The 25,165-nt window shown below is 68.4% G+C and carries 27 protein-coding genes; 14 read left to right on the plus strand and 13 right to left on the minus strand.

Annotated features, from left to right (window positions below):
* The 3 genes from JWP54_RS07840 to ilvA all read left to right on the plus strand — a co-directional run.
* Positions 1-1,042, plus strand: a 1,042-nt coding sequence (locus JWP54_RS07840) for an ABC transporter ATP-binding protein (RefSeq protein ID WP_297369941.1), incomplete at its 5' end; no start/stop codon positions are given.
* Positions 1,043-1,051: 9 nt separating this feature from the next.
* On the plus strand, positions 1,052-2,401 hold the full coding sequence (locus tag JWP54_RS07845) for an AI-2E family transporter (protein ID WP_297369945.1): 1,350 nt from the start codon (positions 1,052-1,054) through the stop codon (positions 2,399-2,401).
* Complete coding sequence (gene ilvA, locus JWP54_RS07850; RefSeq protein ID WP_297369948.1) at positions 2,398-3,666, plus strand: threonine ammonia-lyase; 1,269 nt, start codon at positions 2,398-2,400, stop codon at positions 3,664-3,666. The genes JWP54_RS07845 and ilvA overlap by 4 nt, the downstream gene beginning before the upstream one ends.
* 65 nt (positions 3,667-3,731) lie before the next feature.
* Here ilvA and greA read toward each other — a convergent pair whose 3' ends face one another.
* Both greA and JWP54_RS07860 read right to left on the minus strand, forming a co-directional pair.
* The gene (gene greA, locus JWP54_RS07855) at positions 3,732-4,220 is read right to left on the minus strand and encodes a transcription elongation factor GreA (RefSeq protein WP_297369951.1); all 489 of its coding nucleotides are present in this window, start codon (positions 4,218-4,220) and stop codon (positions 3,732-3,734) included.
* Positions 4,221-4,369: 149 nt separating this feature from the next.
* Positions 4,370-4,771: a DUF4307 domain-containing protein gene (locus tag JWP54_RS07860; RefSeq protein ID WP_297369954.1), complete on the minus strand. Its 402-nt coding sequence runs from the start codon at positions 4,769-4,771 to the stop codon at positions 4,370-4,372.
* Between the two features lie 70 nt (positions 4,772-4,841).
* On the opposite strand from JWP54_RS07860, the gene mca reads away from it, so the two are divergent.
* Both mca and JWP54_RS07870 read left to right on the plus strand, forming a co-directional pair.
* The gene (gene mca, locus JWP54_RS07865) at positions 4,842-5,711 is read left to right on the plus strand and encodes a mycothiol conjugate amidase Mca (RefSeq protein ID WP_297369959.1); all 870 of its coding nucleotides are present in this window, start codon (positions 4,842-4,844) and stop codon (positions 5,709-5,711) included.
* Positions 5,708-5,980, plus strand: coding sequence for a hypothetical protein (locus tag JWP54_RS07870; RefSeq protein WP_297369961.1), 273 nt, complete (start codon positions 5,708-5,710; stop codon positions 5,978-5,980). The genes mca and JWP54_RS07870 overlap by 4 nt, the downstream gene beginning before the upstream one ends.
* Before the next feature lie 56 nt (positions 5,981-6,036).
* Here the strand turns inward: JWP54_RS07870 and JWP54_RS07875 are convergent, their stop codons facing one another.
* Positions 6,037-6,738, minus strand: a complete 702-nt coding sequence (locus JWP54_RS07875; protein ID WP_297369964.1) for a hemolysin III family protein — start codon at positions 6,736-6,738, stop codon at positions 6,037-6,039.
* Between the two features lie 76 nt (positions 6,739-6,814).
* On the opposite strand from JWP54_RS07875, the gene JWP54_RS07880 reads away from it, so the two are divergent.
* From JWP54_RS07880 to JWP54_RS07890, 3 genes are all read left to right on the plus strand, one after another.
* Positions 6,815-7,594, plus strand: a complete 780-nt coding sequence (locus JWP54_RS07880; protein ID WP_297369967.1) for an isoprenyl transferase — start codon at positions 6,815-6,817, stop codon at positions 7,592-7,594.
* A gap of 11 nt (positions 7,595-7,605) precedes the next feature.
* Positions 7,606-8,751 carry an aminotransferase class V-fold PLP-dependent enzyme gene (locus JWP54_RS07885; RefSeq protein WP_297369970.1) on the plus strand — a complete coding sequence of 382 codons (1,146 nt, stop codon included), beginning with the start codon at positions 7,606-7,608 and terminating at the stop codon, positions 8,749-8,751.
* Positions 8,752-8,962: 211 nt separating this feature from the next.
* Entirely contained in the window at positions 8,963-10,303 is a 1,341-nt protein-coding gene (locus JWP54_RS07890) for a PhoH family protein (protein WP_297370010.1), read from the plus strand.
* 12 nt (positions 10,304-10,315) lie between these two features.
* On the opposite strand, the gene JWP54_RS07895 is transcribed toward JWP54_RS07890, so the two are convergent.
* Genes JWP54_RS07895 through xseA form a run of 5 tightly spaced genes read right to left on the minus strand, consistent with a single transcriptional unit; the run spans position 10,316 to position 14,590 of the window.
* Complete coding sequence (locus JWP54_RS07895; RefSeq protein ID WP_297369973.1) at positions 10,316-11,746, minus strand: aspartate ammonia-lyase; 1,431 nt, start codon at positions 11,744-11,746, stop codon at positions 10,316-10,318.
* A gap of 37 nt (positions 11,747-11,783) precedes the next feature.
* Complete coding sequence (locus JWP54_RS07900) at positions 11,784-12,422, minus strand: carbonic anhydrase (protein ID WP_297369975.1); 639 nt, start codon at positions 12,420-12,422, stop codon at positions 11,784-11,786.
* Complete coding sequence (locus JWP54_RS07905; protein WP_297369977.1) at positions 12,419-13,096, minus strand: DUF4245 domain-containing protein; 678 nt, start codon at positions 13,094-13,096, stop codon at positions 12,419-12,421. The genes JWP54_RS07900 and JWP54_RS07905 overlap by 4 nt, the downstream gene beginning before the upstream one ends.
* Positions 13,093-13,326 (minus strand): exodeoxyribonuclease VII small subunit, encoded by a 234-nt coding sequence (locus tag JWP54_RS07910; protein ID WP_367274195.1) that lies wholly within the window; start codon positions 13,324-13,326, stop codon positions 13,093-13,095. The genes JWP54_RS07905 and JWP54_RS07910 overlap by 4 nt, the downstream gene beginning before the upstream one ends.
* A 10-nt stretch (positions 13,327-13,336) precedes the next feature.
* Complete coding sequence (gene xseA / locus JWP54_RS07915; RefSeq protein ID WP_297369982.1) at positions 13,337-14,590, minus strand: exodeoxyribonuclease VII large subunit; 1,254 nt, start codon at positions 14,588-14,590, stop codon at positions 13,337-13,339.
* Positions 14,591-14,700: 110 nt separating this feature from the next.
* On the opposite strand from xseA, the gene JWP54_RS07920 reads away from it, so the two are divergent.
* Entirely contained in the window at positions 14,701-15,741 is a 1,041-nt protein-coding gene (locus JWP54_RS07920) for a 4-hydroxy-3-methylbut-2-enyl diphosphate reductase (RefSeq protein ID WP_297370014.1), read from the plus strand.
* Positions 15,742-15,757: 16 nt separating this feature from the next.
* Here the strand turns inward: JWP54_RS07920 and JWP54_RS07925 are convergent, their stop codons facing one another.
* Both JWP54_RS07925 and fbaA read right to left on the minus strand, forming a co-directional pair.
* Entirely contained in the window at positions 15,758-16,342 is a 585-nt protein-coding gene (locus JWP54_RS07925; protein WP_297369984.1) for a DUF6264 family protein, read from the minus strand.
* Between the two features lie 18 nt (positions 16,343-16,360).
* Positions 16,361-17,389, minus strand: coding sequence for a class II fructose-bisphosphate aldolase (gene fbaA, locus JWP54_RS07930; RefSeq protein WP_297369988.1), 1,029 nt, complete (start codon positions 17,387-17,389; stop codon positions 16,361-16,363).
* Positions 17,390-17,617: 228 nt separating this feature from the next.
* On the opposite strand from fbaA, the gene glpX reads away from it, so the two are divergent.
* Positions 17,618-18,550, plus strand: coding sequence for a class II fructose-bisphosphatase (glpX, locus tag JWP54_RS07935; RefSeq protein WP_297370016.1), 933 nt, complete (start codon positions 17,618-17,620; stop codon positions 18,548-18,550).
* Positions 18,551-18,562: 12 nt separating this feature from the next.
* Here glpX and JWP54_RS07940 read toward each other — a convergent pair whose 3' ends face one another.
* From JWP54_RS07940 to JWP54_RS07950, 3 genes are read right to left on the minus strand one after another with little or no spacing between them, the layout of a single operon-like run.
* A complete protein-coding gene (locus JWP54_RS07940) occupies positions 18,563-19,231 on the minus strand; it encodes a pentapeptide repeat-containing protein (protein ID WP_297369991.1) in 669 nt (222 codons plus the stop codon).
* Complete coding sequence (locus JWP54_RS07945; RefSeq protein ID WP_297369993.1) at positions 19,231-19,668, minus strand: nitroreductase family deazaflavin-dependent oxidoreductase; 438 nt, start codon at positions 19,666-19,668, stop codon at positions 19,231-19,233. The genes JWP54_RS07940 and JWP54_RS07945 overlap by 1 nt, the downstream gene beginning before the upstream one ends.
* Positions 19,669-19,673: 5 nt before the next feature.
* Positions 19,674-20,957, minus strand: a complete 1,284-nt coding sequence (locus JWP54_RS07950; RefSeq protein ID WP_297369995.1) for an MFS transporter — start codon at positions 20,955-20,957, stop codon at positions 19,674-19,676.
* A 69-nt stretch (positions 20,958-21,026) separates the two neighbouring features.
* Here JWP54_RS07950 and prfB point away from each other — a divergent pair, with 69 nt between their 5' ends.
* From prfB to smpB, 4 genes are all read left to right on the plus strand, one after another.
* Complete coding sequence (prfB, locus tag JWP54_RS07955; protein ID WP_297369997.1) at positions 21,027-22,133, plus strand: peptide chain release factor 2; 1,107 nt, start codon at positions 21,027-21,029, stop codon at positions 22,131-22,133.
* Between the two features lie 94 nt (positions 22,134-22,227).
* Entirely contained in the window at positions 22,228-23,370 is a 1,143-nt protein-coding gene (ftsE, locus tag JWP54_RS07960; protein WP_297370000.1) for a cell division ATP-binding protein FtsE, read from the plus strand.
* Positions 23,367-24,281 (plus strand): permease-like cell division protein FtsX, encoded by a 915-nt coding sequence (gene ftsX, locus JWP54_RS07965; protein ID WP_297370003.1) that lies wholly within the window; start codon positions 23,367-23,369, stop codon positions 24,279-24,281. Before ftsE ends, ftsX begins: the two co-directional genes overlap by 4 nt.
* 88 nt (positions 24,282-24,369) lie before the next feature.
* Positions 24,370-24,846: an SsrA-binding protein SmpB gene (gene smpB / locus JWP54_RS07970; RefSeq protein ID WP_297370006.1), complete on the plus strand. Its 477-nt coding sequence runs from the start codon at positions 24,370-24,372 to the stop codon at positions 24,844-24,846.
* The last annotated feature ends 319 nt before the right edge of the window (positions 24,847-25,165 follow it).

Genomic DNA, 25,165 nt, shown 5'->3' on the forward strand with positions numbered 1-25,165 from the left:
GGCGCTGACCGACTTCGACCTCACCCTGAAAGCAGGCGAGCTGGTGGCCCTGCTCGGCCCCAGCGGCAGCGGCAAGACCACCGCGCTGCGGGTGCTCGCGGGCCTGGAGTCCACCGACGACGGCCGCATCCTCCTGGACGGTCAGGACGTCTCCGCCCTGCCCACCAGCCGCCGCGACATGGGCATGGTCTTCCAGTCCTACTCGTTGTTCCCGCACCTGAGCGCCGGGCAGAACGTCGAGTTCGGGCTGCGGATGCGCCGGGTCCCGGCCGCCGAACGCCGCGACCGTGCGGCGGAAGCGCTCGGCCTGGTGGGGCTGGCCGCCCACTACGACCGCTACGCCCACCAGCTCTCCGGCGGTCAGCAGCAGCGGGTGGCCCTGGCACGGGCTCTGGTGACGCGTCCCCGGGTGTTGCTGCTGGACGAGCCGCTCTCCGCGCTGGACGCGAAGGTGCGGGTGCAGTTGCGTGAGGAGATCCGGCGCATCCAGACCGAACTGGGCATCACGACGCTGTTCGTCACCCATGACCAGGATGAGGCTCTCGCGGTCGCCGACCGGGTCGCCGTCATGCGGGACGGCCGGATCGAGCAGGTCGGCACCCCGGAGGAGCTGTACACCCGCCCGGCGACCCCGTTCATCGCCGACTTCGTGGGCCTGTCCAACCGGCTGCCCGGCGAGGTGCTGCACGGGTTCGCCACCGTGCACGGGATCACCCTGCCGCTCGTCGACCCGTCCCAGGCGGATGGCCCGGTGCGGGTGTTCGTGCGGCCGGAAGACCTGTCGCTGGCGCCCGGTGGGACCCCGGGCGCCGCCGCCCTGGCGGGCACGGTCCGGCTCTCCAGCTTCCTCGGCTCGCTGCGCCGCACCACGGTGGCGCTGGCCGCCGGCGGGACGGTCGTGGTGCAGCACGATGTGCGGGTGCACCCGCAGCCGGGGGAGGCGGTGTCCGTGGGCTTCACCGGTGCGCCGGTTCCGGTGGAAACCGTCGCCGGGCCGGTCCGGGCAGGCCCTGATGGGGCCGCGGTTGACCTGCCGTCCTAAACTGTTCCGGTGAGCACATCGACGGGACGATCCGGTTGGTTCGGTAAACGCAAGCGCAGGCCCGCACAGTCGGCAGCCGGCCCGATCACGGCCGTGCTCGCACCGCTGCCGACCGGCTCAGCCGAGGCCGGTCCGGCCCTGACGCCGCCCGCCGGCCTGCCGAACGGTGTCGACGAGAACCTGCCCGCCGGACTCCGGCTGGCCGGCGCCTGGTCGTGGCGGCTGCTGGTGATCGCCGCCGCCATCGCCGTCGTGCTGTTCCTGGTGGTGCAGCTGCGCTTCATCGTCATCCCGCTGCTGGTGGCCGTGCTGGTCTCGGCGCTGCTGGTCCCGCTCGTGGGCTTCCTCACCCGGCACCACTGGCCGAAGGGCCTGGCCGTGGCGGTGGCCCTGGTCGGCACGCTCGCGGCCATCGCCGGCCTGGTGACCCTGGCGGTCACCCAGATCGCCGCGGGGTCCGCCGGCCTCAGCGAACGGTTCGCCGTCTCCTACGCGAGCCTCAAGGAGGCCCTGGCGGCGTCGCCGTTGCAGCTGAGCGAGACCGAGATCAGCAGCTTCCTCAGCGACGCGGTCGACGCCATCCAGGCCGACAGCGAGGTGTTCATCACCGGCGCGCTCTCGGTCGGCTCGTCCCTGGGCCACCTGCTCACCGGCGCGCTGCTGGCCCTGTTCAGCCTGCTGTTCATCCTCATCGACGGAAAGAGCATCTGGAACTGGATCGTGCGGATCTTCCCCCGGCGGGCCCGCTCCGCCGTGGACGGTGCGGGGATCGCCGGCTGGACGACGCTGGGCAACTTCGCCAAGGTGCAGATCCTGGTCGCCTCCATCGACGCCATCGGCATCGGCGCCGGGGCCGCCATCCTCGGGGTGCCGATGGCCGTGCCGATCGGTGTGCTGGTCTTCCTGGGCTCGTTCATTCCCATTGTCGGCGCCGTCGCCACCGGGGCGGTGGCCGTGGTGATCGCACTGATCTTCAACGACTGGTTCGTGGCGCTCCTGATGCTCGGGGTGGTGCTGCTGGTACAGCAGATCGAGGGCCACGTGCTGCAGCCGCTGATCATGGGCACCGCCGTGAAGGTGCATCCGCTCGGCGTGGTTCTCGTCGTCGCGGCCGGCGCCCTGCTGGCCGGTATCCCCGGAGCGCTGTTCGCCGTGCCCGTCGCGGCCGTCCTGAACGTTATGATCAGCTACATCCACAGCGGCGCCTGGCGCGGCGGCCTGCCCCCACTCGGCACGCCCGCCGGTTCGGTGCTGTGGCAAACCGTTCCCCAGCGGCCCGGTTTCCGGCAGCCGCGCTCCCTCAGCCTTGCCGACACCCGCCCCGCCGACACCGCTCCAGCCCGAGAGACCCGTCCATGACAGACACCCCCACTCCTATGGAACAGCCCGTTCTCGCCGGCCCCACCCTGGCCGACTTCGAGACCGCCCGCGCCGTGGTCGCGCGCGTGGCCGACGTCACCCCGATGGAGAGCTCCCGCTACCTGTCCACGATTCTGGGCGCGCCGGTGTTCCTCAAGTGCGAGAACCTGCAGCGCACCGGTTCCTACAAGATCCGCGGCGCGTACAACCGGCTCTCCAAGCTCACCGACGAGGAGAAGGCCCGCGGCGTCGTCGCGGCGTCGGCCGGCAACCACGCCCAGGGCGTGGCTTTCGCGGCCCGCGAGCTGGGCATCCAGGCCACCATCTTCATGCCCGTCGGCGTCGCCCTGCCCAAGCTGCAGGCCACCCGCGACTACGGCGCCCAGGTGATCCTGCGCGGCCACACCGTTGCCGAACCGCTCCTGGCCGCGGCGGAGTACGCCCGCGAGACCGGTGCGGTGCTGATCCCGCCCTTCGACCACCCGGATGTCGTCGCCGGCGCCGGCACCCTCGGCCTCGAGATCCTCGACCAGGTGCCCGACCTCGACACGGTGATCGTACCGATCGGCGGTGGCGGCCTCACCGCCGGCATGGCCAGCGTGCTCAAGCAGTATGCGGCGAGCACCAGCCGCAGCATCCGGGTCATCGGTGTGCAGTCGGAGAACGCGGCGGCGTATCCGCCCTCTCTCGCGGCGGGGGAGGCCCTCGCCATCGACATCACCCCCACCATGGCCGACGGCATCGCCGTGGCCAAGCCGGGGCTGCTGAACTTCGCGATCATCCGCGACGCGGTCGACGAGATCGTCACGGTCAGCGAGGACGACATGGCCAGGGCCCTCCTCGTGCTCCTCGAGCGGGCCAAGCTGGTCGTCGAACCCGCCGGCGCCGTGTCGGTGGCCGCGATTCTCGCCGGCAAGATCACCCCGACCGCCAGCGGTTCAGGCAGCACCGTCGCGATGCTCTCCGGCGGCAACATCGACCCGCTGCTCATGCAACGGGTGATCAGCCACGGCCTGGCCGCATCCGGCCGGTACCTGAAGCTGCGCATCATGTTGCCCGACCGTCCCGGCCAGCTCGCCCGGATCTCCGAACTCCTCGCCGAGGCGGCGGCGAACGTCATCGAGGTGCTGCACACCCGGCACGGCGTGGGCCTGCAGATCAGCGAGGTCGAACTGGATATCAGTGTGGAGACCCGCGGGCCGGAACACCGCCAGCACGTCGTGGAGACGCTGCGCGCAGCCGGCTACGACCCGCGCACCGACTAGGCGCGGCCCGGCAGACAAAAAGGCCGGCTGCGAGAGCAGCCGGCCTGGTCGCGTTCGTGGGGGAGTTACCCGGTGAAGGTCTCCACGAGGTGGATCTGAACGGCGACCTGCTTGCCGTTGGGGGTCTCATAGCTCGTCTTCGCGCCGACCTTGAGGCCGATGATGGCTTCGCCGAGCGGGCTCTTCTCGCTGTAGACGTCGAGGTCGCTGTCGCCGGCGATCTCGCGACTGCCGATCAGGAAGCGCGACTCATCGCCCGCGATCGTTGCGGTGATGATGGTGCCGGGCTCGACGACGCCCTTGCTCTCGGGTGCGTGGCCGACCTCGGCGGTGCGCAGCAGCAGGGTGAGGGTGCGGATGCGGGCCTCCATCTTGCCCTGCTCCTCCTTGGCGGCGTGGTAGCCGGCGTTCTCCTTGAGGTCGCCCTCGGAGCGTGCGGACTCGATCTTGTTGGCGATGTCGATGCGAGCGACGGTGCTGAGAGTATCCAGCTCCGCAGCGAGGCGGTCGTAGGCCTCCTGGGTCAGCCAGGTGACCGAGGTTTCGGTAGTCATGGTTCTCTCCTTCTCGTGCTGATCGGTGATGCGCCGGCAGATGGTGCGCCGATGGTGCCGCCGTGGTGGCGGCCGTTCGCCGCTGAGACGGCCGATGGCCGGCAGAGATACAGCGACGCCCCGACTATTGCCAGGGCGAATACATCAGTCTAGGTCACCCAGCAACGGTAAATCAATCCGGTATTGCTCAGCTCGGTGGTGTGCACCACCTCGGTGAACGACCGGGTGTACTGGTCGGACGGCGGCAGGTCGAGGACCTTCCAGCCGACCACCGTGAAGGTCTCATTCAGGGCCTGCACCGCGCAGCTGGATGCCGTGCCGGTGGGCAGGGACACCTCGAAGGTGACGCTGATGCTGTTGTCGTCGATGATCTGGTGGCGGGTGTCCCTGGCCTCGATGGTGGGCGCCGCACCGTCCAGGCCCGCCCAGACCACCCAGGCGGTGAGGATCAACGCGAAGGCGCCCGCGGTGATCCACAGAACGCGCCGGTCGCGCAGCCGGGTGCGGGGCGTGCGCCCGTAGCGATCGTCGAGGTTGCTGCTCACGGGCACTGACGGCTCCACACTTCCGGTTCTGCGATTAGGCTTGACCCAAGGTTAGCTGGCATTTCTGAGGAGTTTCATGACCCTGCGGCTCTTGGCAGTGCACGCCCATCCCGACGACGAGTCCAGCAAGGGTGCAGCAACCTACGCGTACTACCGGAGCCTCGGTGCCGAGGTGCTCATCGTCAGCTGCACCGGCGGCGAACGCGGCAGCATCCTCAACGAGGACCTGGTTCCCACCGCGATGGCCGAGCGCGACCTGGCGGGCCTGCGCCGCCTGGAGATGAAGGCCGCCCAGGAGGCCATGGGGATCCAGCACCGTTGGCTGGGTTATCAGGATTCCGGTATGCAGGATGACGGCGATGTGCCCAAGAACTCCTTTGCCGACGTGCCCCTGGAGTACTCGGCCGAACCGCTCGTGCGTATCATCCGCGAGTTCCGCCCGCAGGTCCTCATCACCTACGACGAGAACGGGGGCTACCCGCACCCCGACCACATCCGCTGTCACGAGGTGTCCCTCGAGGCGTTCCGGGCCGCCGCCGACGCCGAGCGCTACCCGGATGCCGGGCCCGTCTGGCAGATCGACAAGCTGTACTACGACCGCATTTTCAACCTCGAGCGCATGGACGCCATGTACCTCGAGCTGAGCGTCACCGAGCCGGACTCCGACCTGCTCGAGCCGCTGGCCACCGCACGGGAGCGGATGAGCGAGTACCCGAAACTGGCCACGACGCACGTGCCGATCGGTGATTTCCTCGAGGTGCGCGACGAGGCCCTCAAGGCCCACGCCAGCCAGGTGTCGCCCAGCAGCAGTTTCTTCTTCTGGCCCAACGACATGGTGCGCAAGGCCTGGCCCTATGAGGACTTCCAACTCGTCGAATCGAAAGTAGTCAGTGACATGCCCGAATCCGATCTCTTCGCCGGTGTGACCGAGCGGGACCGCGCATGAGCGCGGTCTTCGCCCCCGTCGTCGGGTTCATCCTCTCCAACACGCCGCCGCCCGAGTTCAACCCCGACACCGTCACCCCGGGCCCGTGGGGTTTCTTCGCGATCTTCTTCGTCGCGGCGGTGACCCTGCTGCTGGGCATGGACCTGGCCCGGCGCATCCGCCGCACCAACTACCGCGCCGAGATGCAGGAACGGCTGCAGGCCGAGGTGGCCGAGCGCGACGCGCGGGCCGCACAGGAGGACGAGCAGAAGCCAGACTCCCTGAGCTGAGCTGAGCTGAGCTGAGCCGAGCCGAGCCGAGCTGAGCCGAGCCGAGCGGAGCGGAGCTACGGGTAGAGCGGGTGGGTCGCGATGATCAGGATCGCGACCCAGTGGCAGAGGAACGCCACCACCGTGAGCGAGTGGAAGATCTCGTGGAAGCCGAACACGCCCGGTACCGGGTTGGGCCTCTTCAGGCCGTAGACCACGGCGCCGACGGAGTAGCAGAGCCCGCCCACCATGATGAGGGTCATCATCAGGGCGTCGGCCTGGAAGAAGTCGACGATGAACATCAGCGCGCCCCAGCCGAGCGCGAGGTAGAGCGGCACGTACAGCCACCGCGGCGCGTGGATCCAGAACACCCGGAAGGCGATGCCGAGGACGGCGCCGCCCCAGACCAGGCTCAGCAGCAGCGCCGCCTTGTCCGGCGGCAGGGCCAGCACCGTGATGGGCGTGTACGACCCGGCGATGAGCAGGAAGATGTTGGCGTGGTCGATGCGCTTGAGGATCATCCGCGTGCGGGGCTGCCAGTCGAACCGGTGGTACAGCGCCGAGTTGCCGAACAGGAGCAGCGAGCTGACCACGAACACGGCCGAACTCCAGGTGGCGGCGGATCCTTCGGCCGCGACGAGCAGGATGATGCCGGTGACGATCGTGACGGGGAACATTCCGGCGTGGATCCAGCCTCGCCAGGTGGGCTTGTCGGGGACCTGGTGCTCGATCTCGTCTTCGAGGAGGGGGAGATTCGGGATGTCGTCCGCGGAGGCCATGCTGTCAGGATACGGCAGGCCGCCGGGCGGCGCGGCGCGGAGGCGGGCCGGATTGGACTAGCGTAACTGTGTGCACATGCGGCAATTCACCCTCGGACGAGGACTCCTGTACCGGGTCTACCAGCGTCGGCTGCGTCGCGGGCTGACCGCCGCGGTCCTTCCGCAGCACGTGGCCATGATCATCGACGGCAATCGCCGTTGGGCGCGGCAGCTCGGCTACGACTCCGCCGCGCACGGCCACCGTGCCGGGGCCGCGAAGATGCGCGAGTTCCTGGAGTGGTGCGACGACCTGGGCATCTCGGTGGTCACCCTGTACCTGCTCTCCGCCGACAATCTCACGCAGCGGCCCACCGAGGAACTCACCGCCCTGTTCGAGATCATCGCCGACCTCGCCGAGGATCTCTCGCACTATCGCGACTGGAAGGTGCAGCAGGTCGGGTCGAAGAAGTGCCTGCCCGGGCCCCTCGAAGCCACCCTGGCCGGCGCTGAGGCCCGCACCGCGAGCCGGTCCGGACTCCACGTGAACCTCGCGGTCGGCTACGGCGGCCGCACCGAGATCACCGATGCCATGCGCAGCATCGTCGCCACCCATCACGCCCACGGCGGTACCCTTGAAGACTTGGCCGAGACGCTGACCCCTGAGCTGATCGGCCAGCATCTCTACACCGGCGGCCAGCCCGACCCCGACCTCGTTATCCGCACCTCGGGGGAGCAGCGTCTGAGTGACTTCATGCTCTGGCAGAGCGCGCACAGCGAGTTCTATTTCGTCGAGGCCCTCGGCCCGGACCTCCGCCAGGTCGACTTCCTGCGGGCCCTGCGCGACTACGCCAAACGCCACCGCAGGTTCGGCGGATGAGCACGGGTCCGATGAGAACGGCAACCGTCTGGGATGCCTACCTGGACGGCTTCACCGAAGACCCCGGCTATCTCGACTACGGCCGGATCGGCCCCCTCGCCCAGGTGGCAGCGGCCGAAGCCCTCGGCCAGACCGAGGTGCTCAGCCGGGCGAGGTTCGGGAGCCTGGACCATTTCGGCGACCAGGACGCGCGGATGCGCTCCGCGGTGGCCGCCGTCACCGGCTTCCGGCCCGACCAGGTAGCGGCGCAGCCGAACACCAGCACCGGGCTGATGCACGCCATGTTCGGCCTGACCGGCGACGTGCTCCTGTCGCCGGCCGATTTTCCCAGCGTGCCGTTCGCGGCCGTGCGCGCCGCCGAGGCGTTGCACGTGGCCCAGCCGCAGTGGTTGAGCTTCGACGGAAGCGAAGACACCGCCGGCCAGGTCACGCCCGGGCAGGTGCGGGACCAGCTCACCCCGTCGAGCGTGGCGGTGGCCGTCAGCCTCGTCGACTCCCGCACGGGTTTCCGGGTCGACCTGGACGGCATCCGTCAGGTCATCGGTGATCGCCTGCTCATCGTCGACGCGATCCAGGGCTTCGGTGTGGTTGATGCCGCGTACGACGCTGCCGATGTCGTGGCCTCCGGCGGCCAGAAGTGGGTCAGGGCCGGCTGGGGAACCGGGTTCCTCGCCCTGAGCGACCGCGCGGTGGAACGCCTCACCCCCGTGGTGTCCGGCTTCACCGGAACCGCGGACTCGGAGCCGTGGGACCAGGTGCCGCCGCCGGTGCGCGCCGCGTCGGCGTTCCGGGTGACCAACGCGGACGGTGTCGCGCAGGGGAGGTTCGCGGCGGCGCTGGAGGAGATCGCGGCGGTGGGAGTGAGCGCCATCGAGGCGGCCGTCGGGGCGAACGCCGCCCAACTGATCGACCTGGCCGATGAGTTCGCCCTTCCGGTGCGCTCCAGTCGCGACGTGCGGGAACGGGCCGGACTGATCGTTCTGGAGCCGCCCGCCGAGCGCCTCACCGCTCTGGGTGCCGCCCTGCACAACGCCGGCATCACCGCCACCACCCGCGGCAGAACGGTGCGCCTGAGCTCCCACGCCAACCTCGCGGAGGAGACCGTCGACATGTTGCGCGGCGCCTTCACGTCGTACGTCAGCGGCGCCGGATACTGATCCGGCGCACTGTTAACGTCTGGTGACGTTGGGCGTGTCGTTTTTTGTATTTCCCGGGATCGGACGTACGTTCATCACATCAGGTACGGCACCTGATCGAGACGGCCACATAAGTACGGCTCGAGAAAAAACGCTTGTGGTCGCTCGCCAAAGAATCCGCACCGAAGGGTGCGCGGTGGGAGTGGTTGTGACCGCTAATCGAACCGACTACCTGAACACTGACCAGGCCAACGCCGGTCAGACACCGTCAGGGGTCGACCAAACCGAGCGTACGTTCGTGCTTGACACCTCGGTTCTCCTGTCCGATCCCAAGGCGATCTTCCGGTTCGCCGAGCATGCCGTGGTTCTGCCCGTGGTGGTGATCACCGAACTCGAGTCCAAGCGCAACGACCCCGAGATCGGGTACTTCGCCCGCCAGGCGCTGCGCTACCTCGACGAACTCCGGGTGAAGCACGAACGGCTCGACTTCGCCATCCCGGTGGGGGAGGGCGGGAGCCTCCGGGTCGAACTGAACCATTCGAACATGTCGGTGCTGCCCAGCGGTCTGCAACTGGGCGACAACGATTCGCGCATCCTGGCGGTGGCCATGAACCTGGCCAACGACGGGCTCGCGGTCACCGTGGTGTCCAAAGACCTGCCGCTGCGGGTGAAGGCGGCCTCGATCGGCCTGGCCGCAGATGAGTACCGGCACGAGCTGGCCGTGGACTCCGGCTGGACCGGCATGGACGAGATCACCCTGAGCGCCGAGCAGGTCAACGACCTCTACGACAAGGAGAGCCTGCAGACCCGGCTGGTGCAGGACATGCCGGTGAACACCGGCCTGGTCATCCACTCCGACCGCGGGTCGGCGCTCGGCCGGGTGACCGGCCGGGGCGAGCTGCGCCTGGTGCGCGGCGACCGGGACCTGTTCGGCCTGCACGGCCGGTCGGCGGAGCAACGGCTGGCCATCGACCTGCTGCTCGACCCGGACATCGGGATCCTGTCGTTGGGAGGCCGAGCGGGAACGGGGAAGTCCGCGCTCGCCCTCTGCGCGGGCCTGGAGGCCGTGCTGGAGCGCCAGCAGCACCGCAAGATCATGGTGTTCCGGCCGCTGTACGCCGTGGGTGGCCAGGAGCTCGGCTACCTGCCCGGCGACGCGCAGGAGAAGATGGGGCCGTGGGGTCAGGCGGTCTTCGACACCCTCGGCGCCCTGGTGAGCGAGAACGTGCTCGAGGAGGTCGTGGAGCGGGGCATTCTCGAGGTGCTGCCGCTCACCCACATCCGCGGCCGGAGCCTGCACGATGCCTTCGTAATCGTGGATGAGGCGCAGTCGCTGGAGCGGAACGTGCTCCTGACGGTGCTCAGCCGCATCGGCCAGAACTCCCGGGTGGTGCTCACGCATGACGTCGCGCAACGGGACAACCTGCGCGTGGGCCGGTTCGACGGGGTCGCGAGCGTGATCGAAACCCTGAAGGGGCACCCGCTGTTCGCCCACATGACCCTGACCCGGTCCGAGCGGAGCGCCATCGCCGCCCTGGTCACCGAGATGCTGGAGGGCAACGAACTGGCCTGACGGGCGGGGGTTTTAGCGGGGCTGCGGCGGCCGGGTCATGCTCAGCACGTCCAGGGCCACGTCGAGCTGCTCGAGGGTGACCTCGCCGCGTTCGACGAAGCCGAGGTCGATGACCGACTCCCGCACCGTCAGGCCGTGGGCCACGGAGTGCTTGGCGACCTTGGCGGCGGCCTCGTAGCCGATCACCCGGTTCAGCGGGGTGACGATCGAGGGGGACGATTCCGCCAGGGCGAGGGCCCTCTCGAGGTTGGCCTCGAGGCCGTCGACGGTCTTGTCGGCGAGGACCCGGGCGCCGTTGGCGAGCAGCCGGATCGACTCGAGCAGCGCGGTGCCCATCACCGGGATGGCCACGTTGAGCTCGAACGCCCCGGAGGCGCCGGACCAGGCGATGGTGGCGTCGTTGCCGATCACCCGGGAGCAAACCATGAGCACGGCCTCCGGGATGACCGGGTTGACCTTGCCGGGCATGATCGAGGAACCCGGCTGCAGGTCGGGGATGCTCAGCTCGCCGATGCCGGTGTTGGGGCCGGAGCCCATCCAGCGCAGGTCATTGCAGATCTTGGTCAGGCCGACGGCGATGGTGCGGAGCGCGCCGGACGCGTCGACGAGACCGTCCCGGTTGGCCTGCGCCTCGAAGTGGTCGATCGCTTCGGTGATGGGCAGTTCGGTCTCCGCGGTGAGCAGCTCGATCACGAGTTGCGGGAAACCGGCCGGGGTGTTGATGCCGGTGCCGACGGCGGTGCCGCCCAGCGGCACCTCGGCGACGCGGGGGAGCGCGGTGCGCACCCGCTCGATGCCCAGGCGCATCTGACGTGCGTAGCCGCCGAACTCCTGGCCGAGGGTGACCGGGGTCGCATCCATCAGGTGGGTGCGGCCGGCCTTGACGGCGGTGGCCCACAGTTCGGCCTTGGCCTCGAACGCCACCGCGAGGTGGTCGAGCGACGGGATCAGGTCGTCGATCAGGGCACTGGTCACGGCGATGTGCACCGAGGTGGGGAACACGTCGTTGGAGGACTGCGACGCGTTGACATGGTCGTTGGGGTGCACCGGGCTGCCCAGGCGCCGGGTGGCCAGGGTGGCGAGGACCTCGTTCATGTTCATGTTCGACGAGGTGCCGCTGCCGGTCTGGTACACGTCGATCGGGAACTCGGAGTCGTACCGGCCGGTGATGACCTCGTCGGCGGCGGCCGCGATGGCGTCGGCGATGTTCGCGTCCAGCACGCCGAGCCGGGCGTTGGCCTGCGCGGCCGACTTCTTGATGCGGGCGAGCGCTGCGATCTGGGCGGACTCGAGCACCGAGCCGGAGATCGGGAAGTTCTCGACCGCCCGCTGCGTCTGCGCGCCGTAGAGCGCGGCCGCTGGGACCCGCACCTCGCCCATCGTGTCGTGTTCGATCCGGTACTCGGCCTGCGCGCTGTCGGTCTGCGCTGAAGTGTCCACCACGGTGTGTCTTACCTTTCGATTGGGAGGTGCGGGGCGCCTAGACGACGCCGACGACGATATCGGGGTCTGCGCGGCCCTCGAGGAGCCGGTAATTCGCGCCGACGATAGCCAATGTACCTTCTGCGATGGCGGCGCTGATCATCTCGGAGCGCTGCACGAGCTCGGCCACCGTGTCGCGCAGGTGTTCCCGGCCCACGGCGGATGCGTCGACCGCGTTCGCGTCGAGCGGCCCGGCGGCGGGGCCGCCGACGCGGCGCACCGCCGGCACGATCTTCTGGATGATGTTGTCGATGTGCGGGGGCAGGGACTCGGGGTCGGCGCCTTGCGAGTCGATCGCGGCGCGCACGGCACCGCAGCGGTCATGGCCGAGGACCAGGATCAGCGGCACCTTGAGCACCGCGACGGCGTATTCGAGGGACCCGAGGACCGAGTCGGAGATGACCTGGCCGGCGTTGCGCACGACGAACAGGTCGCCGAGGCCCTTGTCGAAGATGATCTCGGCGGCCAGCCTGGAGTCGCTGCAGCCGAACAGGGCAGCCATCGGGGTCTGCTCGAATGCGGTCTCGGCGCGGCGGTCGACATCCTGCCGGGGGTGCTGCGGAGAGCCGTTGACAAAGCGTTCGTTGCCCTCGGCGAGGTCGGTCCAGACTTCGGCTGGGGTGGGAGTTACGGTCATTCGGTGGACCCGTCCTTTTCGGTGCTGGACTGTTCGGCGGTGATCTGGTCGGCGAGGGCGCCCGCGAGCACTGCAAGCTCGTCGTCGGGCGCGGTGCCGATCAGGAGGTAGTTGCTGGCGCCGGCTTCGGTGACGAGCGCCGACTCGAAGTTGCCCTGGTCGGCGGCCGGTGCCGGGTTGCGGTACACATCCCAGTCCACCCCCTCGATGGTGATGGTATCGGAGGCGGTGACCTTCTCGAGCTGCTCGGCGAGCCAGGTGGGGTTCGCGTCGACGGCCTGGGTGAGGCCGACGAACTCGTTCGAGGGGGTGACCAGGCCGATGTACCAGCTGGAGACGCCGTCACTGCCGCCGCTGCGCCACTCGGCCGCATTGGCGGCCCAGCCGCCCGGTAGGACCGGGGCGGCCAGCGGAACCTCGATGCCGGACTGGGCCTGCTCGGCCACGGCCGCGTAATCGACGTTGCGGGTGAGCGGGGTGTCGCTGCGGGGAACGATCAGCACCAGCACGATGACCGCTCCCACCGTGGCCAGCAGGGAGTAGACGAGGTTGTTGATGGTCTTGCGGGCCCGGTAGTTGCGGGAGTTCATGGCCAGCCGGGTGGCACGCTCGTCGGCGGTCTCCGGGCGGCCGAGCTCTGCGACGACCCGCGGTGGGCGGGGGCTGCGGCTCATTCCGCGGCGGCCGCGCCGCGGGCCGCGTCCAGTCGGGCCTTGGCGCCGATCAGCCATTCCTCGCACCGGGTCGCGAGGGCTTCGCCGCGCTCCCAGAGCGCGAGGGACTCCTCGAGCGTCGACGCGCCCTGCTCGAGCACCGAGACCACGCGGATCAGCTCGTCCCTGGCCTGCTCGTAGCTGAGATCGTCGACCGGGGAAGGCATGGGCGTGGCGGCGGGCGAAGTCATGTGGTCCATTCTATTTCGAGACTTCCACGTCGGCTGTCCCACTCGACACCGCGGGCACGGTGCCGCGGGCGACGGTGATGAGCAGCTCGGTGCCGGCGGGGGCCGCATCGCTGTCCCGGAGCACGTGGCCGTCTGGCAGTTGCACGATGGCGTAGCCGCGGTCCAGTGTGCCCTGCGGGGAGAGGGCGCGCAGCTGGGAGCGCAGCTCCAGGACGCCGGAGCCGGCGCGCTCCAGGGTGCGCTGCACGAGTTCCGCCCCGCGGGCGACGTACCGGGTGAGGTCCTGCGACCGGCTGTCGATGATCCAGTCTGAACCGCTGAGCACCGGCCGGCTGCGCAGCTGCTCGAGCCGGTGTACCTCGTTGGCGAGGATGCCGGTGAGCCGGCTGCTCAGGCGCGCCCTGGCCTGCTGCACCCGGTTGAGCTCGTCGGACACGTCGGGCACCACCCGCTTGGCCGCGTCGGTCGGGGTGGAGGCGCGGAGGTCGGCGACGTCGTCGAGCAACGGCCGGTCGGCCTCGTGGCCGATGGCGCTGACCACCGGGGTGGTGCAGGCCGCGACCGCGCGGATCAGCCCCTCATCGCTGAAGCCGAGCAGGTTCTGGAAATCGCCGCCGCCACGGGCGACGATGATCACGTCCACGCTGGGGTCGGCATCCAACCGTTTAATGGCGGCGGTGACCTCGCCCACCATCCGGTCGCCCTGCACGGCGGCGTGCACGACGCTGAAGTCCACGGCCGGCCAGCGCAACTGGGCGTTGCGCAGCACGTCCTTCTCCGCGTCGGAATCCTTGCCGGTGACCAGGCCGATCCGGTGCGGCAGGAAGGGCAGTGCTCGCTTGCGGGAGCTGTCGAAGAGTCCCTCGGCCTTGAGCTGGGCGCGCAACCGCTCCAGCCGTTCGAGCAGGTCGCCGATCCCGACGTGGCGCAACTCGTAGACCTGCATGGTGAGGGTGCCGCCCTTGACCCAATAATTGGGTTTGACGAGGGCGATCACCCGGTCACCCTGGGTGAAGTCGCCGGTGAGGCGGGCCTTGACGGACGACCACACGGTGAAGCTCACCGTGGCGTCCAGGGTGAGGTCCTTGAGCTTGCCGTAGACGTTGCCGCCGCTGGCTCCCCACTGCACGATCTCGCCTTCGACCCAGGCAGTGCCGAGCCGTTCGATGTAGCCCCGGATCTTGTTGGAGAGCACGCCGACGGGCCAGGGCGAGTCGACGGTGGGCGGTGCATCGCCCGCGGCGGGCATCGTGACTGCGTTCATGGGTCTCCTGGGTCTGGAACGGCCGGCTCGTTCAGACGCTTCGTCCAGACGCGCCCGCTTAGACTGGTCGGGTGAGTACCAGTACAACTGCGCCCGTGATCGGCCTTGGCATGCCCAGAGTTCCGAGCCTGCGCAACAGGCTCAAGGATACCCCCGTGGATGGCCTCAAAAAGGTGCTGCTCGCGGCCCCGCGCGGTTACTGCGCCGGCGTCGACCGGGCCGTCATCGCGGTCGAGAAGGCGCTCGAACTGTACGGCGCGCCCGTCTACGTGCGTAAGCAGATCGTGCACAACACCCACGTGGTGAGCGAACTCGAGAAGCAGGGCGCGATTTTCGTCGAAGAAGTGGATGAGGTGCCCACCGGCTCGCACATCGTCTTCAGCGCGCACGGGGTGTCGCCGGCCGTGGTGAACGCCGCCGCCGAGCGCGGCCTGTCCGCCATCGACGCCACCTGCCCGCTGGTCACCAAGGTGCACCGCGAGGCCGTGCGCTTCGCCCGGGACGATTTCGAGATCTTGCTGATCGGCCACGAAGGCCACGAAGAGGTCGAGGGCACCGCCGGCGAGGCGCCGGAGCACACCACCCTGGTGGGCAGTCCCGACGAGGCCGACACCATCACCGTCCGGAACCCGGACAAGGTCGTCTGGCTCTCGCAGACCACCCTGAGCGTGGACGAGACCATGGAGACCGTGCGGCGCCTGCGCGCCCGGTTCCCGAACCTGCAGGATCCGCCCAGCGACGACATCTGCTACGCCACCCAGAACCGCCAGGTGGCCATCAAGAAGGTCGCCCGCGACTCCGACCTTGTGATCGTGGTCGGTTCGGCGAACTCGTCCAACTCGGTGCGCCTGGTCGAGGTGGCACTCGAGTACGGGGCGAAGGCCGCGTACCGGGTGGACTACGCCAGCGAAGTGAAGCAGGAATGGCTCGACGGCGTGAACACCGTCGGCGTCACCAGCGGAGCATCCGTGCCGGAGGAGCTCGTCGAGGAGCTACTGCGCGACCTGGCCGGCGCCGGCTACGGCGACGTCACCCAGGTCAAGACGGCGGAGGAAGACCTGCTCTTCTCGCTGCCGAAGGAATTGCGCAAGGACCTGCAGGGCAACACCGATGCCCGCGCGATCGGCGGACGGGTCAGCCGGCCCGAGTAGCGGGGGCCGGCCGCGGTTACGGCTGGCTGAAGTAGTCGAGCAGGGCCGTGTCGCCGGCGAGCACGACGGCCATCGCGGCGACAAGGAGCACGAAGGACACGACCGCGCCGATGACCGGCACGTAGAACGCACGTCGGTTCCTCAGCATCAACAGGATCGAGGCCACTGCCGTGACGAGCCAGACGACGACCGTGGCGATGCTGCCGGCGGTGATGATCGCGGCGACGGAGTCCGCCGGGGTGTACGTCCCTAGGTCGGCCTGCGTGTAGAGCATCTGCATGGCCTCCGGCAGGGGCACCAGCGTCGCGATGGTGAGGAAGGTGCCGAGCAGTCCGAGCACCAGCAGGACCGCCGTCACCGGACGATCCCAGGCCGGCGGCGCCTTGGTGGCGGTGGCCGGTGCCGCCGCGTCCCGCTGGGCTGAGCCCAGCGGAACCGCGACAGTGGTGGCGACGGGGGCAGAGGCTGCCGGGGAGCTCTCCTCCTGCGGCGGCTTCCAGGACCAGCCCTCCGGAGCCAGCTCACCGTAGCGGGGCTGGGGGCGGTGGTCGGCGGGCGGCGTTACGGCCGCCTGGCCCTGGTCCGGAGTGTTCTCTGTCATCGTCATCCAGTTCTTGCGCTAGCTGTTGCTGTGGCCGGCGGAGCCGAGCTGACGGGTGGCGTCGACAACGCGGGCGGCCATGGCCGACTCGGCGACCTTGCCCCAGGCGCGCGGGTCGTACAGCTTCTTGTTCCCGACCTCACCGTCGACCTTGAGCACGCCGTCGTAGTTCTTCAGCATGTAGTCGGCGATGGCGCGAGTGAACGCATACTGGGTGTCGGTGTCGACGTTCATCTTCACGACACCGTTGGAGACGGCCTCGGCGATCTCGGCGTCGGAGGAACCCGAACCGCCGTGGAAGACGAGGTCGAGGGGGAGGAGGGTCGAGGTGCCGTACTTGGCGGCGATGCCGGCCTGGATGTCGCGGAGCAGCTCGGGACGGAGGGTCACGTTGCCGGGCTTGTAGACGCCGTGCACGTTGCCGAAGGTGAGGGCGGCCATGTAGCGGCCCTGCTCGCCGAGTCCGATGGCTTCGACCATCTTGATGGCGTCGTCCAGTGTGGTGTAGAGGTTCTCGTTGATGTCGGCCTCAACACCGTCTTCTTCGCCGCCGACGGCGCCGATCTCGACCTCGAGGATGGCGTTGATCGCCTGGGTGCGCTTGATGATGCCCTGGGCGATTTCGAGGTTCTCGTCGAGTGCGATGGCGGAGCCGTCCCACATGTGGGACTGGAAGATCGGGTTGAAGCCGTCGGCGACTGCGGTCTCGGAGGCCGAGATCAGCGGCAGGACGAAGTCGTCCAGTGCGCCCTTGGGGCAGTGGTCGGTGTGCAGGGCGACGGTGACCGGGTAGTTCTCGGCGACGACGTGCGCGAACTTGGCGAACGCGAGGGCGCCGGCGGCGCGGTTCTTGACGGTGTGGCCGGCGAAGTAATCGGCGCCACCGGTGGTGACCTGGATGATGCCGTCGGAACCGGCTTCGGTCAGGCCCTGGAGCACGGCGTTGATCGACTGCGAGGAGGAAACGTTGAATGCGGGGTACGCGAACCCCTTCGACTTGGCCTTGTTCAGCATTTCGGCGTATTGGTCTGGGGTTGCGATGGGCATTGCTTCTCCTCGAAATCGAGCGGGGGTGTCCGTCAAGTCTAGCGAGGGCGCATGTGTGGCCGCTCGGGGTCCAAGGTCCCGGTGCCGGGCTGCTGAGTATGCTGGCCCCGTACCGGCGTAGGTTGCCGGCTCAGTCCCTCAGCACCCACAGACGATCTCGAAGGACACCGACACACAGTGACTACCGAACACGATTCCCTCTACCTCCACCCCGACCGCAGCCTCGGCATGGAGCTGGTGCGGGCCACTGAGGCCGCCGCCATCCGTGCGGTGCCGTTCATCGGCCGCGGCGACAAGAACGCCGCCGACGGTGCGGCCGTCGACGCGATGCGCACCTTCCTCGGCACCGTCGATTTCGACGGTGTCGTCGTCATCGGGGAGGGCGAGAAGGACGACGCCCCGATGCTGTTCAACGGTGAGCACGTCGGCAGCGGCCGCGGGCCGTCCTGCGACATCGCGGTCGACCCGATCGACGGCACCTCGCTGACCGCGAACGGCCGCCAGAACGCGTTGAGCATGATCGCGGTGGCGGACCGGGGCAGCATGTACGACCCGAGCGCCGTGTTCTACATGGACAAGATCGTCACCGGGTGGGAGGGTCACGGTGTCGTGGACCTGCGCCAGCCGATCGGCGAGAACATCCGTGCCCTCGCCAAGGCCAAGGGCAAGGACGTGTCCGACATGACCATCGCCATCCTCGACCGGCCCCGGCACGCGGGCCTGATCGAGGAGGTGCGCGCCGCGGGCGCCGGCACCCGGCTGATGCTCGACGGCGACGTGGCCGGCGGTATCAATGCGGCCATCACCGAGACCCGCATCGACATGTGCGTGGGCATCGGCGGCACCCCGGAGGGCATCATCACCGCGTGTGCGCTCAAGGCGTTGGGCGGGTTCATCCAGGCCAAGCTGCACCCCAAGGACGACGACGAGGCCCAGCGGGCCATCGACGCCGGCCATGACCTGGACCGGATCCTCGGCGTGAACGACCTGGTCACCAGCGACAACACCTACTTCGTCGCCACCGGCGTCACCGATGGCCAGCTGGTCGGCGGCGTGCGCAAGATGGGGCCGAAGATCCGCACCGAGTCCATCGTGCTGCGCGGCAAGACCGGCACCATCCGCCGGGTCGTGGCCGAGCACCTCGCGGAGAAGTGGATCTAAGCCGAACCCTTCCTAGTCAACGATGATGCCCAGCTGCGCGGCCAGCAGCGGCGCCAGCAGTGCCAGCTGGGCATCGTCAATGGTGGCGCCCTTGAGTCCTTCGAGGCTGTGGACGGCTGAGAAGTCGCTGGAGCGCAGGTCCACGTCGGTGAGGCGTGCGCCGGCCACGTCGAGGGTCCCGATGCGGCACTCGCGCAACTCCAGACGCTGGACCGTGGCGCCGGACAGGTCCAGTTCGTCGATGATGCAATTGGAGAGCAGCACATCGGTCACGGTGGCGTTTCGGAGGTTGACGAAGTCCAGCTTCGACCCGTCCAACTGCACGCCGCGCAGGCTGGAATCGTAGAGTTCGACCGAGCCGAGCCGGGAGTGCTCGATGCGCACGTCCCGCCAACTCGAGCGCGGTGCGCTGAAAACCGCGGCGTGCAGTTCGGTGGCGATGCACTCGTTCCAGGTGCTACCGCGCAGCACCGTCGTGTTCAGGTCGACGCCCTGGAACTCGCACTCGGCGAAGCGGGTGCCGGTGAAATCCCGGCCAGAGAAATCGACCCGGCTGTACCGTTCGGCTTCGCGGTTGTCACCGCGGCCGACCAGTGCGCCGTCGTTGTCCAGCAGGTCGTCGAGGACGATCCGGTCGAGCTGGGGGCCGCGCTTTTTCGACCGGCCCTGTGCCCTCGCCATCAGGAAATCGGTTCGAGCAGGAACACCGGGATGACACGGTCGGTCTTGACCTGGTAGTCGGCGTAGGGCGGGTAGGCGGCGACGGCACGCTCCCACCAGATCGCCTTCTCGGCACCGGTGATCTCGCGGGCGATCATGTCTTGTTTCACCGGTCCGTCCTGCACCTCGACGAGCGGATGCGCCAGGACGTTGGCGTACCAGACCGGGTTTTTCGGGCTGCCGCCGAGGGACGCGACAGCGGCGTAGCGGCCGTCGTGCTCGACGCGCATGAGCGGAGCCTTCCGGATCTTGCCGGATTTGGCTCCGAGGGTGGTCAGCACGATGACGGGCATCCCACGCAGGGTGGTGCCCTTCGTGCCGCCGGACGACTCATACAGGTCGACCTGGTCGCGGACCCACTTTTCGGGGCTGGGCTGGTATTCGCCGGTGAGGGGCATAATGGCTACCTTCTTGTCGGGCTTCTCGGGGGAAAACGGGGGTGCCGCGGCGCATACCGCGGGATGTAGCGCCAGAGCACGCCGGCGCCGATCAGGCCGACGACGCCCATCACGCCGCTGGCCACCGACAGTGACACCACCGCGGTGATGCCGGCGACGGCCAGGGGAGCTGCGGCACTGCCGAAGTCGGCGGTGAACCGCCAGGCGCTCAGGAACGGCGCCGGACCGGTCTGCGGCGCCAGGTCGGCGCCCAGCGTCATCAGCAGGCCGCTGCCGATGCCGTTGGCCAGGGACAGGAACATGGCCACGGCGATGAACCACTGCACGTTCGCGGGCAGCTCGTGTGTGAACGACAGTGCGAGCATGCCCAGGCCCAGGCCGATCATCGACGGGATCGCAGTCCACATCCGGCCGAACCGGTCCATGATCTGGCCGCTGGAGTAGAACAGGGCGAAGTCGATGCCGCCGGCGATGCCGATGATGAGCGCGGTGTCGGGTTCGTTGATGCCGATGCTGACCGCCCAGAGCGGCAGCATCACCGTGCGGGTGGCCCGCATCGCGCCGACGAGGCCGGCGCCGGTACCGAGCCGCAGAAGCACTCCGCGGTAGCGCCAGACGGTGGCGAAGAGGCCGGCGGTCTCGGCCGCGGCCAGGTCCTCGCCGGCGGTGCGAACGGGTGTGCCGGCTCCGCCGTCGGAGGAGACTCCGGCGAAGGTGCTGGACGGGTCGGGGAGCAGCAGCAGGACCAGGGCGGCGGCGAGGCAGCAGACGATGAAGATCCAGAACACCGCCGTTGTGCCGCCGGTGAGGTGAATCACGCCGGCCGCGAGGAACGGGCCGACGAACCAACCGGCCCGGAAGACCCCGCCGAGCGTGGAGAGTGCCCTGGCCCGGTACGCGACGGGCACGTAGCTGGTCATGAACGCGTGCCGGGCCAGCGCGAACACGGCCGTGGCCAGGCCGATCAGGAAGATGCCGACCAGAAGGACGACGGGGTTCGGCGCGATGATGCAGACGAGTACCGCGAGGATCGCCAGCACCGAAGCGCCGATCATGGAGTTGCGTTCGCCGAAGCGGGACACCACCGCGCCGCTGGGGATGTCGCCGACCAGTTCGCCGACCATGACCATGGCCGCGATGAACCCGGCGAAGGCCAGGGAGGCGCCGAGACCATCCGCCACCAGGGGGATGAGGGGGATCATCGCGCCCTCGCCGATCGAGAACAGCATCGTGGGCAGGAACGCGGCCAGCGCCACCCCTCTCAGGCTGAAGGGGCGCTCGGTACTCATCGAATCGATGTTACGCGCTCTCCTGGCACCGGTCGCCGCGCCGGGAGGCCCGGTAGGCTGGATTCCACAATGATTGAGCTGGATTTCTCTGAGCAGATCGCCGCGCTGCGGGCCACGTTTGACGACATCCGGTCGGTGATCGACATCGACAGGCTGCGTCTGGACATTGCCGAGCTGAGCGACCAGGCCGGCGCCCCCGACCTGTGGAACGATTCCGAGCACGCCCAGAAGGTCACCAGCGACCTCAGTCACCGCCAGTCGGAGCTCAAGCGTATCGAGAGCATCGAGTCCCGCCTCGACGACCTCGAGGTGCTCGTGGAGCTGGCCAACGCCGAGGGCGACCAGGATTCCGCCGATGAGGCGACGGCGGAACTGGTCAGCGTGCAGAAGGTGCTCGGCGACCTCGAGGTGCAGACGCTGCTCAACGGCGAGTTCGACCCGAACCCGGCCGTGATCACCATCCGGGCCGGTGCCGGCGGCGTCGACGCGGCGGACTTCGCCGAGATGCTGCTGCGGATGTACCTGCGCTGGGCCGAGCAACACGACTACACCACCAACGTGCTCGACGTGAGCTACGCGGAAGAGGCCGGCATCAAGTCGGCCACCTTCGAGGTGAACGCTCCGTATGCCTTCGGCACCCTGAGCGTGGAGGCCGGCACGCACCGGCTGGTGCGCATGAGCCCGTTCAATTCCGCGGGGAAGCGCCAGACCTCCTTCGCCGCCGTCGAGGTGGTGCCGTTGATCGCGCAGGCCGAGGCCGTGGAGATTCCCGACAACGACATCCGCGTCGACGTGTTCCGCTCCAGCGGCCCCGGCGGCCAGTCGGTGAACACGACCGACTCCGCCGTCCGCATCACCCACCTGCCTACCGGCCTGGTGGTGAGCTGCCAGAACGAGAAGAGCCAGATCCAGAACCGGGCGGCCGCCATGCGCGTGCTGGCGTCCCGGCTGCTGTTGCTCCAGCGTGAGCAGGAGGCGGCCACCAAGAAGGAATTCGCCGGCATCATCACGGCCAGCTGGGGCGACCAGATGCGCAGTTACGTGCTCGCTCCCTACCAAATGGTCAAGGACCTGCGCACCGAGTATGAGGTCAACAATCCGTCGAATGTGTTCGACGGCGACCTGGACGGCTTCATCGCCGCGGGCATCCGCTGGCGTAAAACCCCCACCGACTAGACCCCGCCGATGAGAAGCAGCGAAAGCTGTTGACTTGCCCATTGGGTATGTCGTAATAGGAAAATCGAGGATGCCTGCCTAGGCTCGAAACGCCATGATCCGATTTGATCACATCACCAAGAAATATCCCGGTACGAACCGACCGGCCCTGAACTCAATCGACGTCGAAATTCTTCGCGGCGAGTTTGTCTTCCTGGTCGGAGCTTCGGGCTCGGGAAAATCCAGTTGCCTGCGCCTGATGCTGAAGGAGGAGAAGCCGTCCAGCGGCAGCATTCACGTGCTGGGCCAGGACCTGCGCTCCATCTCCAACCGCAAGGTGCCCTACTTCCGGCGCAACCTCGGGGTCGTCTTCCAGGACTTCCGCCTGCTGCCGAACAAGTCGGTCTACGACAACGTCGCGTTCAGCCTGCAGGTGATCGGCAAGTCTCGTGGGTACATTCAGCAAGCCGTGCCCGACACGCTCCAGATGGTGGGGCTGGCCGAGAAGGCCCAGCGCCTTCCGCACGAGCTCTCCGGTGGTGAGCAGCAGCGCGTGGCGATCGCCCGTGCCATCGTGAACAAGCCGCAGATCGTGCTGGCCGATGAGCCCACCGGAAACTTGGACCCCACCACGAGCGCCGAGATCATGTCGCTGCTCGCCCGGATCAACGCCAGCGGCACGACCGTGATCATGGCCACCCACGAGGCCGGCATCGTCGACAAGATGAAGCGCCGCGTGATCGAGCTCTCCGCCGGGCAGATCGTGCGTGACGAACGCCAGGGCGGCTACGCCACCGCGGCGATCCCCATGGTGCTCCCGCCCGGTGAACGGGCCGCGTCTCGCTCGTCCCGGATGCCCACGACGATTGCGGCTCCGGCCGAACCTTTGACGTTCCCGGCCGATCCCGAACCCGCGCTGACCCTTTCCGAGGAGCAGCCAGCCTCGGCCGAGGGCGCGACTGCGGCCGAGCCCGCGGCGGTGCCGGCAACCGAGACCGTTCGGGTGTCTGCCGCGCCCGATGTCGAGGCCGCGCCCATTCTGGCATCGGTGGCCGAGCGCCCCGGGGCGGAGCGGCCGGAGGCGGCGGTGGGGACTCCGATCGAGGAGCCGTCGACCGCCACCATGAGCCGGCCGGCGATCCCGGTCACCCAGCACGACGAACCAGAACAGCTCACCCTGGCCGAGAAACTCGGCCTGCGGGCCCCGGGCGAGAAGCCCGACCCGACCACTGAGCAGAACGTAGGACCCACCCGATGAGACTCGGACTCGTGCTTTCCGAAGCATCCACAGGCCTCCGCCGCAACGCCTCGATGGTCGTCTCCGTCGTGCTCGTGACGTTTATCTCGCTGACCTTCGTGGGCGCGGCCATCCTGATGCAGATGCAGATCGGCCAGATGAAGAACTTCTGGTACGACCGCGCGCAGGTGGGTATCTACATGTGCACCAGCCTGTCGACCGCGGAGACCTGCACGGCGGGGGAGGCCTCGCAGGAGCAGATCGACTCCGTCAAGGCGCAGCTCGAATCGCCGACGCTGGCGACCTTCATCGACAAGTACTACTTCGAGACCCACGAGCAGGCGTACGAGAACTTCCAGACGCAGTTCGCCGGAAACCCCGTGGCCGAGTATGTGACGCCTGAGCAGCTGAACCAGACCTTCTGGGTGAACCTCACGAACCCGAGCGACTCCGACGTGCTGGTGGAAGGACTTTCGGGCGTGGCCGGTGTGGAGAGCGTCGCCGATCAGCGCAAGTACCTGGACCAGATCTTCTCGGTGCTCAACGTGGCCAGTTACACGGCGATCGGGATTGCGTCCCTGATGCTGGTGGCCGCGGCTCTGCTGATCGCCACGACGATTCGGTTGTCGGCGTTCTCCCGGCGCAAGGAGCTGGGCATCATGCGCCTGGTGGGCGCGTCGAACCGGTTCATTCAAACGCCGTTCATCCTGGAGGGCGTGTTCGCGGCCTTGCTGGGTTCGGTCCTGGCCGGTGGTGCGACGGTTGCGATCGTGCAGTTCTTCGTGCAGGGCTATCTGAGTGACAAACTCACCGGTTTCGCCCTGGTCGGGCTGGATGACGCGTTCCTGGTGGTTCCGATGCTGGTGTTGATCGGAGCCGCCCTCGCTGCCGCGTCGGCCAACTTCGCCATCACCCGCTACCTCAAGGTCTGATCAGCCCGGGGCCCGCCGGGTGGTCCGCTAGACTGTTGGGCTGCCCGGCGATTGCCGGGTCGCAGACAAACCGATCGAGGAGAATGCCGTGCCCAGGGAAAAAGGCGAGAAGGTCGTCGCGACCAATCGCAAGGCGCGCCACGATTACCTCATCGAGGACACCTATGAGGCCGGGATGGTGCTCAGCGGCACCGAGGTGAAGTCCCTCCGGGCCGGGCGCGCGTCGCTCGTCGACGGGTATGCGTTCATCGAGTCCGGTGAGGCCTGGCTGGATGCCGTGCACATCCCTGAGTACACCGCCGGCACCTGGACCAATCACCCGCCGCGTCGCAAGCGCAAACTGCTGCTGCACAAGCAGGAGATCATCAAGATCAGCCACAAGACCAAAGAGGGCGGCTACACCCTCATCCCGCTGAAGATCTACTTCAGTGACGGCAAGGCGAAGGTCGAGATCGCCGTGGCCAAGGGCAAGAAGGAATACGACAAGCGGCAGACCCTGCGCGAACGCCAGGACAAGCGCGAGTCCGACCGGGCCATTTCGGCCCGCCGCAACCTCGGCGACTAGCCGGTACTCCTGTCGACCCGGTGACCCAGTCGGGTTTGCCGCGTGGGTCGTGGGCGCGGTGTCTTCCGGGTGTGCGCCATCTCCCGGTGGGGTCGATCCAGTGTGGTGGTGGTGGTACCAGCAGAGCAGTACCCCGTTGTGCCGCTGTTCACGGTGGTGGGGCCGCCGTCTTGCCAGGACTGAACGTGGTGGACTTCGGTCCATTGTGGTGGGCAGGTGCAGCCGGGGATGATGCAGCCGCCGTCTCGGGCGGTGATGGCTTTGCGTTGCAGGGGTGAGAAGCAGCGGGCTTTGGAGCCCAGGCCCAGGACGGCGCCGT

This window comes from Cryobacterium sp. (genome assembly GCF_025463825.1).
Classification (GTDB): domain Bacteria; phylum Actinomycetota; class Actinomycetes; order Actinomycetales; family Microbacteriaceae; genus Cryobacterium.